Source organism: Rhizobacter koreensis (assembly GCF_013366375.1).
Classification (GTDB): Bacteria; Pseudomonadota; Gammaproteobacteria; order Burkholderiales; family Burkholderiaceae_C; genus Schlegelella_A; species Schlegelella_A koreensis.
Genome location: NZ_JABWMJ010000004.1, coordinates 134,731 through 149,182 on the forward strand (window position 1 = coordinate 134,731; position 14,452 = coordinate 149,182).

General features: G+C 71.8%; 14 protein-coding genes. 12 read left to right on the plus strand and 2 right to left on the minus strand.

All coding sequences use genetic code 11. From position 1 onward, the window contains the following. Window positions 1–45: 45 nt before the first annotated feature. Window positions 46–930, minus strand: a complete 885-nt coding sequence (locus HQN59_RS09975; RefSeq protein ID WP_176068738.1) for an enoyl-CoA hydratase-related protein — start codon at window positions 928–930, stop codon at window positions 46–48. 177 nt (window positions 931–1,107) lie between these two features. Between HQN59_RS09975 and HQN59_RS09980 the strand changes: the two genes are divergently transcribed. From HQN59_RS09980 to HQN59_RS09990, 3 genes are read left to right on the plus strand one after another with little or no spacing between them, the layout of a single operon-like run. After that, entirely contained in the window at window positions 1,108–2,112 is a 1,005-nt protein-coding gene (locus HQN59_RS09980) for a Bug family tripartite tricarboxylate transporter substrate binding protein (RefSeq protein WP_176068740.1), read from the plus strand. A 2-nt stretch (window positions 2,113–2,114) separates the two neighbouring features. Beyond that, complete coding sequence (locus tag HQN59_RS26795) at window positions 2,115–3,056, plus strand: NAD(P)-binding domain-containing protein (RefSeq protein WP_176068742.1); 942 nt, start codon at window positions 2,115–2,117, stop codon at window positions 3,054–3,056. Further along, window positions 3,053–4,033 (plus strand): Bug family tripartite tricarboxylate transporter substrate binding protein, encoded by a 981-nt coding sequence (locus tag HQN59_RS09990; RefSeq protein ID WP_176068744.1) that lies wholly within the window; start codon window positions 3,053–3,055, stop codon window positions 4,031–4,033. The genes HQN59_RS26795 and HQN59_RS09990 overlap by 4 nt, the downstream gene beginning before the upstream one ends. Window positions 4,034–4,136: 103 nt before the next feature. Here the strand turns inward: HQN59_RS09990 and HQN59_RS09995 are convergent, their stop codons facing one another. After that, a complete protein-coding gene (locus HQN59_RS09995; protein WP_176068746.1) occupies window positions 4,137–5,105 on the minus strand; it encodes a tripartite tricarboxylate transporter substrate-binding protein in 969 nt (322 codons plus the stop codon). A gap of 217 nt (window positions 5,106–5,322) precedes the next feature. Between HQN59_RS09995 and HQN59_RS10000 the strand changes: the two genes are divergently transcribed. From HQN59_RS10000 to HQN59_RS10040, 9 genes are all read left to right on the plus strand, one after another. Further along, entirely contained in the window at window positions 5,323–6,297 is a 975-nt protein-coding gene (locus HQN59_RS10000; RefSeq protein WP_176068748.1) for a Bug family tripartite tricarboxylate transporter substrate binding protein, read from the plus strand. 33 nt (window positions 6,298–6,330) lie between these two features. Next, window positions 6,331–7,848, plus strand: a complete 1,518-nt coding sequence (locus tag HQN59_RS10005; protein ID WP_176068750.1) for an FAD-dependent oxidoreductase — start codon at window positions 6,331–6,333, stop codon at window positions 7,846–7,848. Next, window positions 7,845–8,102, plus strand: a complete 258-nt coding sequence (locus HQN59_RS10010) for an SDR family oxidoreductase (RefSeq protein WP_176068752.1) — start codon at window positions 7,845–7,847, stop codon at window positions 8,100–8,102. Before HQN59_RS10005 ends, HQN59_RS10010 begins: the two co-directional genes overlap by 4 nt. Continuing rightward, window positions 8,099–8,434, plus strand: a complete 336-nt coding sequence (locus tag HQN59_RS10015) for an EthD family reductase (protein WP_176068754.1) — start codon at window positions 8,099–8,101, stop codon at window positions 8,432–8,434. Before HQN59_RS10010 ends, HQN59_RS10015 begins: the two co-directional genes overlap by 4 nt. Before the next feature lie 61 nt (window positions 8,435–8,495). Then, a complete protein-coding gene (locus tag HQN59_RS10020) occupies window positions 8,496–9,638 on the plus strand; it encodes an acyl-CoA dehydrogenase family protein (RefSeq protein WP_176068756.1) in 1,143 nt (380 codons plus the stop codon). A gap of 11 nt (window positions 9,639–9,649) precedes the next feature. Further along, on the plus strand, window positions 9,650–11,317 hold the full coding sequence (locus tag HQN59_RS10025; protein ID WP_246294825.1) for an FAD-dependent oxidoreductase: 1,668 nt from the start codon (window positions 9,650–9,652) through the stop codon (window positions 11,315–11,317). A 4-nt stretch (window positions 11,318–11,321) separates the two neighbouring features. Further along, complete coding sequence (locus HQN59_RS10030) at window positions 11,322–12,374, plus strand: cupin domain-containing protein (RefSeq protein WP_176068760.1); 1,053 nt, start codon at window positions 11,322–11,324, stop codon at window positions 12,372–12,374. Continuing rightward, window positions 12,371–13,258, plus strand: a complete 888-nt coding sequence (locus HQN59_RS10035; RefSeq protein WP_176068762.1) for a fumarylacetoacetate hydrolase family protein — start codon at window positions 12,371–12,373, stop codon at window positions 13,256–13,258. The genes HQN59_RS10030 and HQN59_RS10035 overlap by 4 nt, the downstream gene beginning before the upstream one ends. A 13-nt stretch (window positions 13,259–13,271) precedes the next feature. Further along, window positions 13,272–14,405, plus strand: coding sequence for a 2-methylaconitate cis-trans isomerase PrpF family protein (locus HQN59_RS10040; RefSeq protein ID WP_176068764.1), 1,134 nt, complete (start codon window positions 13,272–13,274; stop codon window positions 14,403–14,405). Window positions 14,406–14,452 lie beyond the last annotated feature (47 nt).

Genomic DNA, 14,452 nt, shown 5'->3' on the forward strand with positions numbered 1-14,452 from the left:
AGCGCGTCACGGGCGCGGCCGGCGCGAACGCGGTGGTCGCGAGACTCAGCGCTCGTCGCAAGCGCCGAACGGCGGGTCCGTGCGCCACGGTTCGGGCGCCGCGAACGCCTCGCTCACCCGCCCTTCGAAGGCGGGCTTGCGCTTGGCGGCGAATGCGGCGACGCCCTCGCGTGCGTCGGCGGACGCGCCGCGCTCGGCGATCAAGCGGCTCTCGAGGCGGTGCGCGGCCATCGGGTGGTTGGCGCCCAGCATCCGCCACATCAGCTGGCGCGTCAGCGCGACGGACACGGGGGCGGTGTTTTCGGCAATCTCGAGCGCGGCGGCGCGCGCGGCGCCGCGCAGCTCGTCCGCCGGGACGAGGCGCTGCACCAGACCGCCGGCGAGCGCCTCGGCCCCCGTGACGAGGCGCCCGCTCAGCGACCACTCGAGCGCCCGACCGATGCCGACGACGCGTGGCAGGAACCAGCTCGCGCAGGCGTCGGGCACGATGCCGCGGCGCGCATAGACGAAGCCGAATCGCGCGCCGTCGGCGGCGATGCGCAGATCCATCGGCAGCGTCATCGCGGCGCCGATGCCGACCGCGGCGCCGTTCACCGCGGCGATCAGCGGCTTGGTGCTCGCGAAGAGGCGCAGCGCGAGCACGCCGCCGCCGTCGCGGTCGGGCTCGTCGACGGCATCGTCGGCGCGGTTCGCGGGGTCGAACGATGCCGGGCCGCCGGCGAGGTCGAAGCCGGCGCAGAACGCGCGCGTGCCGGCGCCGGTGAAGACGACCGCCCGCACCGCGTCGTCGCCGTCGGCGAGGTCGAGCACGCGGCAGAGCTCGCGCCGCATGGTCCGCGTCATCGCGTTCATGTGGTCGGCGCGGTCGAGCGTGATCGTCAGGACGGGACCGTCCAGTTCCCAGCGCAGGGTTTCGAACGAGGGTGGCATGGCTCGGGCGTCGTCGATACGGCTGCGCGATCGTAGGTGCGCGCGGCCAGGCGCGAGGTGGGGATCGCCCGCAGTTCGACATTCGTCCACAAGCGAGGATTCGCGTTTTCCACGAGAACCGGATTGCAGTCGATCGATAGAGTCGCGAATGGTCCGACCAACGCCAGGAGGCTGCCGATGTACGCTCGCACACGAATGCCGGGAGCCCGCGTGCTGGCGCGGTGGGCGGCACCGCTCGCGCTCGCCTTCGGCGTGCTCGCCGCCCCCAACGCCCACGCGCAGAACAGCGCGGCCGGCGAACCGACGCGCCTCATCGTCGGTTTCGCGGCCGGAGGCGGCACCGACGTCGCCGCGCGATTGGTGGCGGAGCCGCTCGCGAAGAAGCTCGGCACCACGATCGTCGTCGACAACAAGCCGGGCGGTGGCGGCGTGCTCGCGATGACCGAGCTGAAGAAGAGCGCGCCCGACGGCCGCACGCTGCTGATGAGCTCGACCGGCACCCTCGTCATGCTGCCGCACCTGCAGAAGGTGCCGTTCGACATCCAGAAGGACATCACCTACCTCGGCACCGTGGTGCAGTACCCGCTGGTGATCGTGGTGCCGCCGCAGCTCGGGGTGCGCACGCTGCGCGACTTCGTCGCCTACAGCAAGCGCAACCCCGGCAAGCTCGCGTACTCGTCGGCCGGCATCGGCACCGGCAACCATTTCGCGGCCGAGGTGCTGAAGAAGGAGACCGGCATCGACATCGCGCACGTGCCGTACAAGAGCGACGGCGCCGCGCTGCCCGACCTGATGGAAGGGCGCGTGCAGATGCACGTCATCAACATCCAGGTCGCGCTGCAGCACATCAAGAGCGGCAAGCTGGTCGCCCTGGCGGTCACCGGGGCGTCGCGCCTCCCGGACCTGCCCGACGTGCCGACCGTCGCCGAGGCCGGCTACCCGGCGGTCGAGCAGGCGCCGTGGACCGCGGTCATCGGCCCTGCGGGCATCCCGCCGGACACCGCAGCGCGCATTTCAGCGGCGCTCGCCGAGGTGCTCGCCGACCCCGAGCTGCGCAAGAAGTTCGCCGCGCTCGGGCAGGACGTCGCGCCCCGCAACCCCGCCGAGACGCGCACCTTCGTCGGTCGCGAGTACGAGCGCTACAAGGCGGTCGCGGCGGCCGCCAACATGAAGGTCGAATAGGCGTGGCGGCATCCGGCGAAGCCCCCGTGCGGCGTGTCGGCTGGGCGGGCCTCGGCGCGATCGGAGCGCCGATGGCCGAGCGCGTGCTCGCTGCGGGATTCGAGCTGCACGTGTGGAATCGCAGCCCCGCCAAGGCGATGGGGCTCGTTGCCGCGGGTGCGCATCTGGCGCCGAGCCCGGCGGCGCTTGCCGAGCGCGTCCAGCTGCTGTGCCTGTGCGTGACGGACGACGCGGCGATCGAGACGCTGATGTTCGGGCCGGGCGGCGTCGCGGCCGCGCCGCATGCCGGTCTGCTGGTCGCCGACCACTCGACGATCCACCCGTTGGCGACCCGCCGCATCGCCGAGCGCGCGCGCCGCGAGGCCGGCATCGAGTGGGTCGACGCGCCGGTCTCGGGCGGGCCGGTCGGCGCGCGCGAAGGCTCGCTCGCGGTGTTCGCCGGCGGCGACGCCGCCGCGGTCGAGCGCGCGCGGCCCGTGCTGATGAGCTTCGCGAGCCGGGTCACGCACCTGGGAGCCACCGGCAGCGGCCAGGTCGGCAAGGCCTGCAACCAGATGATCAGCTTCGGCACCTGCGCAGTGCTCGCCGAGGCGCTGCACCTCGCGGCGCGGCTCGGTCTCGACGTCGCACGGCTGCCCCAGGCGATCGAAGGCGGGCTCGCCGACTCCGCGGTGCTGCGCCGCTACGCGCCGCAGATGCTCGGCGGCGAGCTGATCGGGTCGAGCTTCAACGCGCTCAAGGACCTCGAGATCGCACTCGAGCTCGGCCGCAGCGCGACCGCGGCGATGCCGATGACGGGCGTGCTGGCCTCGCTGCACCGCCTCGTGGTCGCGCGCGGCCACCACGCGCTCGGCATGGCCGGCCCCTTGCGGCTCTACACCGACGAGCCGCTCGTCGAGCTGGCTGCTGCACACACCGCAGCGACAGGAGGAAACCGACCATGAACGGCATCGATCGACGCGGCGCGCTGGCGCTCGGGCTGGCCGCCGGTAGCGGCTTCTTCGCCGGACCGGCGCGTGCGGCATACCCTGACCGCCTGATCACGCTGATCGTGCCCTACGCGCCCGGCGGGCTCGGCACCACGTTCGGGAACTTCGTGAGCGAACACCTCAGCCAGGGGCTCGGTCAGCGCGTGATCGTGGACTACAAGCCGGGCGCGAACGGCGGCCTCGGTGCCGCGATGGTGGCGAAGGCGCCGCCCGACGGCTACACGCTGTTGATGGCGGTCAACAGCACGATGGCCATCAACCCCAACCTCTACGAGAAGCCGGGCTACGACCCGATTCGCGACTTCACGCCGGTCGCGATGGTCTACACGTCGTCGAACATCCTGGTGGTGAACCCGAAGAGCCCGTTCCATTCGGTCAAGGACGTCATCGCCGCGGCGCGTGCCCAGCCCGGCAAGCTCACCTACGGGTCGTCCGGGCACGGGGGAACGCCGCACCTTTCCGGCGAGATGTTCAACCTGCTCGCCAAGGTCGAGACCACGCACGTGCCGTACAAGGGCGCCGGCCCGGCGATGATCGACGTGATGGGCGGCCAGATCGACATGATCTTCGGCGACACGTCGTCGCTGCCGCACATCGCCGCCGGCAAACTGCGCGGGCTCGCGGTAACCGGCGCTCGGCGGCTCGGCGCGGCGCCCGACCTGCCGACCATGGAAGAGGAGGGCCTGCCGGGCTTCGTCGTCACCACCTGGTACAGCCTGATGGCGCCGGCCGGCACGCCCGCCGACGCGGTCGAGCGCATCGGGCGCGAGGTCGCGCGCTTCCTCGCGCTGCCGGCAGCGCGGGCGCGCATGCGCGACATCGCGGTCGATCCCGCGGAGGACACCAGCCCGAAGTACCTCGAGAGCGTGCTGCGCAGCGACCTCGCCAAGTGGCGCCGCTTCATCGGCGAGAAGGGGATCCGGATCAACTGACGCCTGCGCGCCGGTCGCGATCGCACCGCCTGGACCGGACGCGGACGGTGCCCTCGTGGCCGCGCGGCGGCCGCATGGAACGCGTTGCCGCGGCGCCCGCGCCTTACTCCTGCGGAATGTGGTGCTGCTTGACGAGTGCGCGGGTTTGCTCGATGCCCTTGGCGACGATGGCGCCGAGCTCGGCCGGCGTCGTCGTGACCTGCGACACCCCGTTCGCGACGAACAGCTCGTCGATGCCCGGCTCGGCGAGCGCGCGCTTGAACGCCTGGTAGAGCCGGTCGACCACGTCGGGCGGGGTTCCCGCGGGGGCGAAGACCCCCCACCAGGCGCTGGCGGTGTAGCCAGGCAGGGTCTCCGCGATCGGCGCGACCCCCGGCAGCAGCTTGTAGGGGCCCGGCGTGCCGACGCCGAGCAGCTTCAGGCGCCCCGCCTGCACGTGCTGCATCAGCGTGGTCGACGACGTGTTGAGGGCGAGCGGCGTGTGGCCGCCGAGCGCCGCGGTGAGGGCGGGGCCCTGGCCGGCGTACGGGATCTGGCTGATCCTGATGCCGGCGGCGCCGGCGAGCGCGTAGGCCCCGAGCTTGACGCTCGATCCGGTCACCGAGAGGTCGACGCCCTGGGGCTGCGACTTCGCGTAGGCGACGAAGCTCTTCATGTCGCTGGCCGGGAAGCTCGGGTGCGCGAACAGGACCAGCGGCGACTCGCCGATCATCGTGACCGGCGCGAACGCGGTGCGCGGGTCGTACGGGGTCTGCGGCGAGAGCACCGGGATCTCGGTGAGCGAGCCTTGGGTGGTGAGGAGCAGCGTGTAGCCGTCGGGTGCCGCGCGCGCGACCTCGGCGGCGCCGATCGCGCCGAGCGCACCGGTCTTGTTCTCGATGATGATCTGCTGGCCGAGCGCGGTCGAGAGCGGCTTGGCGAGCGCACGCGCCATCACGTCACTGGTGCCGCCGGCGGCGAAGTTGACGACCAGGCGGATCGGCTTGGTCGGGTAGCGCTGGGCGGCTGCCGGGCCGGCGGCGAGCGCCAGCAGCGCGGCGGCGGTCAGCAGGCTTCGACGCGAGAGGGCCATCATGTCTCCTCGGCTGTATGCAGGCGCGATGCCTCCCCGGCAGCCGCGTTGCAAATGGTATGACCAAGCTCCGGGTGCGTCAACGCGGCCGCGCCCGATGCGCGCGCGGCGCTTGATCGGCCGGTCCGGATGCCGTGATAATGGTCAGACCATAGTTCACCGACGCGCCCGCCAGCGGCGGCGCGCCGGCGCGGCGGCACCGGGAAGGGGAGACGTCATGCCGAAGATCGTCCTGGCCGCTGCCTTCTCGGGCCTGCTTCTGCTCGCCGGCGGCGCCGGCGCGCAGTCCTTCCCGACCAAGCAGGTGCGGCTCGTCATCGCGTTCCCCCCGGGCGGCGCGACCGACGTCGTCGGCCGCATCCTGGCCAGGCGCCTGTCCGACGAGTTCGGGCAGCAGGTGATCGTGGACAACCGTGCGGGTGCCGGGGGCGGCCTCGGCACCCAGTCCGTCGCCAGGTCCGAGCCCGACGGCCACACCCTCGTCTTCACGGTCGCGGGTCCGATCACCGCGGTGCCGCACGTCAACAAGGACGTCGGCTACCGGATGAGCGACCTCGCGCCGATCGCGATCGTGTTCCGCTCGCCGCTGCTGCTGGTCGTGCCGTCGACGTCGCCGATCAGGACGCTGCCGGACCTGCTGGTGCGCGGCAAGCCGGCCAACGGCCAGCCGGCGGCGTACGGCTCGTCGGGCGTGGGCGCGCTCTCGCATCTCGGGTCCGAGATGCTCAACGTCGCCGCCGGCACCTCGTTCGTTCACGTGCCGTACAAGGGCACGCCGGGCACCCTGCAGGCGCTGCTCGCGGGCGACATCCAGTGGGCCCTCGCGACCGGCAACGACTCCAAAGGCAACCTCGAGGCCGGCAAGCTGCGCCCGCTGGCGGTGATGAGCGAGAAGCGCAGCGCGCTGTTTCCGAGCGTTCCGTCGATGGCCGAGCTCGGCCTCGAGGGCCTCGACCTCGACACCTGGTTCGGCCTTTTCGCACCGGCCCGGACGCCGCAGCCGACGCTCGACCTCCTGCACCGCACGGTGAAGAAGATCCTCGGCGAGCCAGAGTTCGCCGCCCGCATGCGCGAGCTTGGCGGCGAGACGCCGACCGACGCCAACACGCCGGCGGCGATCACCGCCGGCCTGCAGAAGGAATCGGCCGAGCTGCAGCGCATCGTCAAGGTGCTCGACATCAAGGCGAACTGACGCGGTCTGCGCACTGCGATTGAAGGCTCCCACATGAACACCGATCGAATGGCCGCTGCGCCGACCCCTGGCACCCACGCGAACGCGTCCACGGCCATGCCCGCAGGGCGAGACGACGACGTGACCACCCGCCGCTCAGCGGGCCGACAGGCGGACGTCTTCGACCTCGTCGTCGTCGGTGCCGGCATGGCAGGCCACTGCACCGCGCTTGCCGGGGCCGAGGCAGGTGCGCGCGTCGCCTGGCTCGAGAAGACGCCGAGGTACGGTGGCAGCACCGCGATGTGCGGCGGCGCGTTCGCGTTCGCCGGGACGGACGTGCAGAAGAGCAAGGGCGTCCCCGACTCGCCCGAGCTGCTGGAGGAAGACCTGATGAAGGCGGGCGGCTGGTTCAACGACCGGGGCCTGGTCCATACCTACGCCGAGCGGCAGTACGACGCGTACCGCTGGCTGCAGGGTCTCGGCATTCCCTTCGACCAGGTGTCGCTGAGCGGCATGCAGTCGGTGCCGCGCAACCACGGCACCAACCCGCGCGAGGCGCTTCGGCTGCTGCACGAGCGCGCGCTCGCGAGCGGGCTCGTCAGCTTCCGCAGCGACGCCGCGGCGGCACGTCTTCTCACGCGCGGCGAGGGTGCCGAGCGGCGCGTGATCGGCGTCGAGCTCGCCGGCGGCGAGCGCCTCGTCGCGCGCGGCGGCGTGGTGCTCGCGACCGGCGGCTTCTCGCGCTCGCGCGAGCTCGTCGACCGCTTCGCGCCGCACCTGCGTGCGGCTCGGCCGATGGGCGGCGAAGGCAACACCGGCGACGGCCTCCGGATGGCGTGGGCGCTCGGCGCCGACCTTGTCGACATGGGCTTCACCAAGGGCACCTTCGGCGCCCCGGTCGACGCGCCGGCGCCCGGCCACGAAGACCGCGCGCCGCGCATCCTGTCGGCGATGTACCGCGGCGCGATCGTCGTCAACCGCGCCGGCCGGCGCTTCGTCGACGAGTCGCTGTCGTACAAGGTGATCGGCGACCGCTGCCTCGAACAGCCGGGCGCGGTCGCGTTCCAGGTGTTCGACCAGCAGGTGATGGACCAGTCGTCGCCGCTGCCGAGCGTCGCGGACTACCGCGCCGCGCATGCGGCCGGGCTGATCCGCGAGGCGCCGACGCTCGCCGGCCTCGCCGCCGCGCTCGGCATCGACGCCGACGGTCTCGCCGAGACGGTGCGCCGCTACAACGACGCGCGCGACGGCCGCTCGAGCGACGAGTTCGGCCGCACCTCGCTGAGCACCGGCTACGGCACGCCGACCCTGGTCGAGCGCGCGCCGTTCTACGGCATCGCATGCACGACCGGGCTCACGTCGACGTACTGCGGCCTGCGCACCGATACCGGCGCGCGCGTGCTCGACGTGTTCGGTGCGCCGATCGACGGCCTCTACGCGGTCGGCGAGGTCGCCGGCGGCTTTCACGGCGCGTCGTACATGAGCGGCTCGTCGCTCGGCAAGGGCTGCGTGTTCGGCCGCATCGCCGCCGCCGACGCCGCCGAGCGCGCGCGCCGCGACCCCGCCGCATGAGCGATGCCTTCACCGGCCGCACGGTCGTCGTCGCGTCGATCTCGACCGATCGGGGCAGCGCGCAGCCGCTGATCCCGCACACGCCGCTCGGCCGCCCGTCGTACCCCGACGAGGTGACCGCCGCGGTGCGCTTCCTGGCGTCACCCGACGCTTCGTACATCACCGGTGTCGTGCTGCCTGTCGACGGCGGCCGCACCGGCGTCACCCCGGGCACCCGTCCCGCCTCCCGCGCCATCCCGAAAGGCTCCTCGTGATCAAGTTCATCTCCATCTTCAGCCACCCGGCCGGCGCCTCGCTCGAGGAGGTGCGCGACTTCTGGTTCAACGTGCACGCGCCGTTCGTGAAGGCCAACCTGCCCGGTCTGCGCAAGTACGTGATCAATCTTCCGCTGCGCGTTCCGGGCGCCCCCGACCCCGCGTGCGACGGCGTGGTCGAGCTGCACTTCGACGACGTCGCGGCGCTGCAGGCGGCGCTCGCGAGCCCCGGCTGGGCCAGTGCCGAGCGCAAGACGAGCAGCTCGACGGTGATCGACTACCAGCGCTTTCGCGGCATCTGGGCCGAGGAGCACGTGATCCCGCTCGGCTGAAGCCCCGCGATTGACGCCAAATGGACAGACCATTAGAGTCGCTGCAACGCAGGAGCACCGAATGAGATTCACCGAGGAGCAGCTCGCGCTGCGCGACGCGGTCCGCCGCTTCACCGAGAAGGAGATCACGCCGCACGCCGCCGAGATCGACGAGTCCGATCGCTTTCCCGACGGCTGGCGTCGGGCGATGGGCGAAATGGGGCTGCTGCAGATGTGGGTGCCCGAGGAATACGGCGGCCCGGGGGGCGACCTCACGAGCGTGTGCATCGCCAAGGAGGAGACCGCACGCGGCTCGCTGACGGCGTCGACGCTCTGCTGCAACAACTCGATCGGCCTCATCCTGCCGCTGGTCCACTTCGGCACCGACGAGCAGAAGCGCACCTATCTGCCGCGCTCCGCGCGCGGCGAGCTGATGGCGGCGGTCGCGATGACCGAGCCGCACGCCGGCTCCGACGTCTCCGGCATGAAGACCCGCGCCGTGCGCCAACCGAACGGCGACTGGGTCATCAACGGCCAGAAGTGCTGGATCACCTGGGCCGAGGTCGCCGATGTCGTGCTCGTGTTCGCCAAGACCGGCGACGGTCCGCCGCACGAGAACATCAGCTGCTTCCTCGTCGACGTGAAGACGCCGGGCTTTCGCCTTGGTCGCAAGGAGAAGAAGATGGGCCGCAACGGCGCGCCCAACCACGAGATCTTCTTCGACGAGATGGTGGTGCCCGGCGACGCGCTGGTCGGCGAGGAGGGCAAAGGCTTCAGCGCGTGCATGCGCATCCTCGACCTCAACCGGCCGACCATCGCGGCGTCGTCGCTGGGTCTCGCGCAGGCGGCGCTCGACCTGTCGGTCGCCTACTGCAAGGAGCGCCGCGCCTTCGGCAAGCCCATCGGCCAGTTCCAGGGCATGCAGTTCAAGCTCGCCGACATGGCGATGAAGATCGAGGCCGCGCGCCACATGCTCTACGGCATCTGCGACGAGATCGATTCGGGCGACCTGAGCCGGCTCCAGGTGATCGCGTCGATGTGCAAGTGCTACGTCACCGATATCGCGATGGAGGTCACCACCGAGGCGGTGTCGGTGTTCGGCGCCAACGGCTACTCGAAGGAATACCCGCTCGAGCGGATGATGCGCGACGCCAAGCTGAACCAGATCATCGAAGGCACCAACGAGATCCACCGCATGGTCATCGGCCGCGCGCTGGTGCGTTGATGCAGCACACCATGGGCCAACGAACCCCGGTTCTCGTCGTCGGCGCCGGTCCGGTCGGGCTCGCGCTCGCAGGCGACCTCGCCTGGCGCGGCGTCGAATGCCTGCTCGTCGAGAAGAGCGACGGCGTGATCACGCAACCGCGCATGGACATGGTGGGCATCCGCACCATGGAGTTCTGCCGGCGCTGGGGCATCGTGCCCTGGGTCGAGAGCGCCGGCTACAACCGCGACTACCCGCAGGACTGCGCGTGGGTCACCGACCTCAACGGCTACGAGTTCGGGCGCGAGCCGTTTCCCGCGCCGAGCCAGGAGAAGTGCCCGCCGCAGAGCCCGCAGAAGCGCGAGCGCTGCCCGCAGAACTTCTTCGACCCGGTGCTGCTGCGCTTCGCCCGACAGAGCGGGCGCGTGACACTGCGCCACGAGACCGAGCTCACCGGCCTCGACGACCGCGGCAGCCACGTCGTCGCGACGCTCGCCGAGGCGAAATCGGGCCGCACCGAGACAGTCGAGGCCGAGTACGTCGTCGGCTGCGACGGTGGCGCGAGCCGGGTGCGCCAGTGGCTCGGCATCGGCATGACCGGCGACGCGGTGCTCACGTACACCACCAACGTGATCTTCCGCTGCGAGGGCCTCGAGCGCCTGCACACCAAGGCGCCCGCGTACCGCTACATCTTCATCGGACCGGAAGGCACCTGGGCGACGCTGGTCGCCATCAACGGGCGCGACCAGTGGCGCTTCTCGCTGGTCGGCGACGACCAGCGTCGCGCGGTCGGCGAAGACGAAGTGCGGCGCGCGATCGTGCGCGCGGTCGGCCGCGAGTTCGAGTTCGAGATCCTCTCGATGCTGCCCTGGGTGCGCCGCCAGCTCGTCGCCGACCACTACCGCAAGGGACGGGTCTTCATCGCCGGCGACGCCGCCCATCTCACCTCGCCGACCGGCGGCTTCGGCATGAACACCGGCATCCAGGACGCCGTCAACCTGAGCTGGAAGCTCGCTGCGGTGCTGCAGGGCTGGGGCGGCGATGCGCTGCTCGACACCTACGAGAGCGAGCAGCAGCCGGTTGCGGTGCGCAACGTCAGCGAGGCGGGCGACAACCTCAAGCGCATGCTGTCGCCGCGCATCCTCAAGCCCGACCCGGCGGTGTTCGATCGGGACGGGCCCGACATCGACGCGGCGCGCCGCGAGTACGGCGCGCGTTACACCGAAATGATGAAGCGCGAGTGGTTCTCGATCGGCATCCATCTCGGCTACGTCTACGAGGGCTCCCCGATCCTCGTGCCCGACGGCACGCCGCGCCCGCCCGACGAGGTGTCGAGGTACGTGCAGACCGCGCGGCCCGGCTCGCGTGCGCCGCACGTCTGGCTCGAGCCGGGGCGTTCGACGCTCGACCTGTTCGGGCGCGAGTTCGTGCTGCTGCGATTCGGCGCCGAGCCGCCGCCGGTCGACGCGATCGTTGCCGCGGCCGCAGCGGCCGGCGTGCCGCTGCGCGTGGTCGACATCGAGCACGAGGAGGCCGAGCGCGTGTACGAGCGCCGCCTGGTGCTGGTGCGCCCCGATGGCCAGGTCGCGTGGCGTGCCGACGTCGAGCCTGAAGACGCGGCGGGCCTCGTCGACACGGTGCGCGGCGCGGTAGGCTCTCGGGCCACGCCGCAGCCCGCCGCTGCGCTTGTCGAAGGATAGGAACATGGCCGACACCTCGTCGCTGACCGACGCCGACGCGCGCCGCGCGCTCAAGGCCGACCTCGCGCGCTTCAACTGCCGGGTCGCGCAGCCGGACGACCCCCCGCTCTTCACCCGCGAGCCCAAGCCCGACGTGCAGTCGCTGCACTGGCGCGGCCGCGACCTGATGCCGCTGCTCGAGCGCCTCGGCCGCGAGGTCGACCTCGGCGCCGGCGGGCCGCGCCGCACGCTGCGCCTGCACAACCCCGGGCTCCCGTACGGCACCACGAACACGTTCTGGGCGTCGATCCAGGTCATCTTGCCCGGCGAGGTCGCGACCGCGCACCGCCACTCGGCCAACGCGTTCCGCTTCGTGATGCAGGGCGACGGCGCCTGGACCACCGTCGACGGCGAGTGCTACCCCATGCACGAGGGCGACCTCGTGCTCACGCCGGCCGGCACCTGGCACGACCACGTCCACAAGGGCAGCGAGCCGATGATCTGGCTCGACGTGCTCGACATCTCGCTGATGCGCATGCTGCAGGCGACCTTTTTCGAGGGCTACGCCGGCAGTGTCCAGCCGGTCGACGCCATCCCCGACCGCACGCTGCGCCAGTTCGGCAGCGGGCTGATGCGCCCCCCGAACGTCGACGTGCCGCCCGGCAGCAACCCGCTGCTCGCGTACACGCGGCAGATGGCGGAGGCGGCGCTGAACGCGGCGGCCGGGCTCGTCCCCGACCCGTTCGACGACGTCGTCCTGGAATACCGCAACCCGGCCGACGGCGGGCCCGCGATGCGCACGCTGTCGATGCTGCTGCAGCGCCTGCGCCCGGGCTTCGAGGGCCGGGCGCGCCGTCACACCGGCAGCAAGCTCTATTACGTGGTGCGCGGCGAAGGCAACACCACGGTCGGCGAGCAGCGCTTCGACTGGAGCACGGGCGACTTCTTCACCGTCGCGCCGTGGGCCTGGCACGCGCACCGCAATGCCGGCAGCGGGGAGGCGACTCTGTTCCAGGTCAACGACACACCGGTGCTGAAGGCGCTCGGGTACTACCGCGAAGAAACGGCTGCCGCATGAAGATCGCGAGCTTCGACGACCACCGCATCGGCCTCGTCGACGGCGACGTGGTGCGCGACACGACTGCGGCGCTGCCCGCCGCTCTCGATCTGATGCCGCAGCAGCGCGTGAACTGGCTGATCGAGAACTGGGACGAGGTCGCGCCGCGCCTGCAGGAGGAAGCTTCCCGCGCAGCCGCGCGGCCGCTCGATCGCGTGCGCCTGCTGCCCGCGAACCCGGCGCCGCCGCACGTGTTCGCGGCGCCCGCCAATTACCGCAAGCACATCGGCGAGCTCGGCAGCCGTGTCGTCACCAAGCAGGGCCGCAGCGCGCGCGAGCAGGGCTTCTTCCTGAAGGCGCCGGGGTCGCTGGTCGGCCACCGCGGCACGATCGGTCTGCCCAAAGGCTCGACCCGCCGCTTCGACCACGAATCCGAGCTCGCGGTGGTCGTCGGCAAGGGCGGCCGCGACATCCCGCGGGCCGACGCGATGGCGCACGTGTTCGGCTACGCGTGCCTCATCGACGCGACCATGCGCATCGAGCCCGGCGTCGCCGAGGAGGAGCGCTCGATGCGCAAGTCGTTCGCCGGCTTCACGCCGCTCGGGCCGTGGCTCGTCACCGCCGACGAGGTCCCCGAGCCGCAGGCGCTCTCCAATCGCCTCTGGGTCAACGGCGAGCTGCGCCAGCAGGCCGACACCAGCGAGATGATCGTCGGGATCGCCGAGCTGATCGAACTGATCTCCTCGGTACTGCCGATCCGGCCGGGCGACGTGATCGCGACCGGCACGCCCGAAGGCGTCGGTCCGTTCGCGCCGGGCGACACGCTGCGCATCGCGATCGACGGCGTCGGCGAGATGAGCGTCGACGTGCGCGAGAACGCCGCCGTCTCCCCGCGCGCGTACTGAGGCGCCCGATCCGATGGCGCGACGCATTCCGGCCGCGTTCATCCGCGGCGGCACCAGCAAGGGCCTCGTCTTCCATCGGCGCGATCTGCCGGCCGATCGCGGCGAGTGGGACGCGATCTTCCTTGCCGCGATGGGGTCGCCCGACCGCTACGGCCGGCAACTGAACGGCATGGGCGGCGGCGTGTCGTCGCTCTCGAAGGTCTGCATCGTCGACGCGCCGACCAGGCCCGGCGCGGACATCGACTACACGTTCGTGCAGGTGCAGGTGAAGGAAGCGCGGTGCGAGTACCGCGGCAACTGCGGGAACATGTCGTCGGCCATGGGGCCGTTCGCGGTCGACGAAGGCCTGGTCTCGGCACCGCGCGGCGACGAGGCGCTGGTCCGCATCCACAACACCAACACCGGCAAGATCATCGAGTCGCGCTTTGCGGTCGCGGGCGGCCGCAGCGTGGAAACGGGCGAGCTCGAGATTCCCGGCGTGCACGGCCGCGCTGCGCCGGTGCGCCTCGACTTCCTCGAGCCGGGCGGCGCGTCGACCGGGCGCCTGCTGCCGACCGGCCGCGCGTGCGACCGGCTCGACGTCGCAGGCATCGGCGCGATCGATGCGTCGATGGTCGACGCCGCCAACGCCTGCGTGTTCGTCGACGCCGCAGCGCTCGGCCTCGGCGGCGGCGAGCTGCCCGACGAGATCGACGCCGACGCCGGCCTGATGCAGCGCCTCGAGCAGATCCGCCGCCACGCGTCGGTCGCCATGGGCATCGCGCCGTCGCTCGATGCCGCTGCGGGCGTGCGCATGCTGCCGCTGATCGCGTTCGTCGCCGCGCCGCGCGCGACGATCACGCTCGCTGGCGAAGGCATCCCGGCGGACGCCGCCGACCTCGTGATCCGCATGCTTTCGAACGGGCAGCCGCACCGCGCGGTGCCGCTCACCGGCGCGCTCTGCACGGCGGTCGCGACGCTGATCGACGGCAGCATCCCGGCCCGTCTCGCCCGTCCCGGGCGCGAGGGGCCGCTGCGCCTCGCGATGCCGTCGGGCGTGCTGACGGTCGATGCCCGCGTGCGCCGCGACGGCAGCGGCTGGTTCGCCGAGAGCGGATCGTTCTTTCGCACCACGCGGCGCCTGTTCGACGGCTTCGTCTACGCGTGATCGACGGCCCTCGTGTCGGCCGCGCGACACAGGGGGCAACGAGAAGC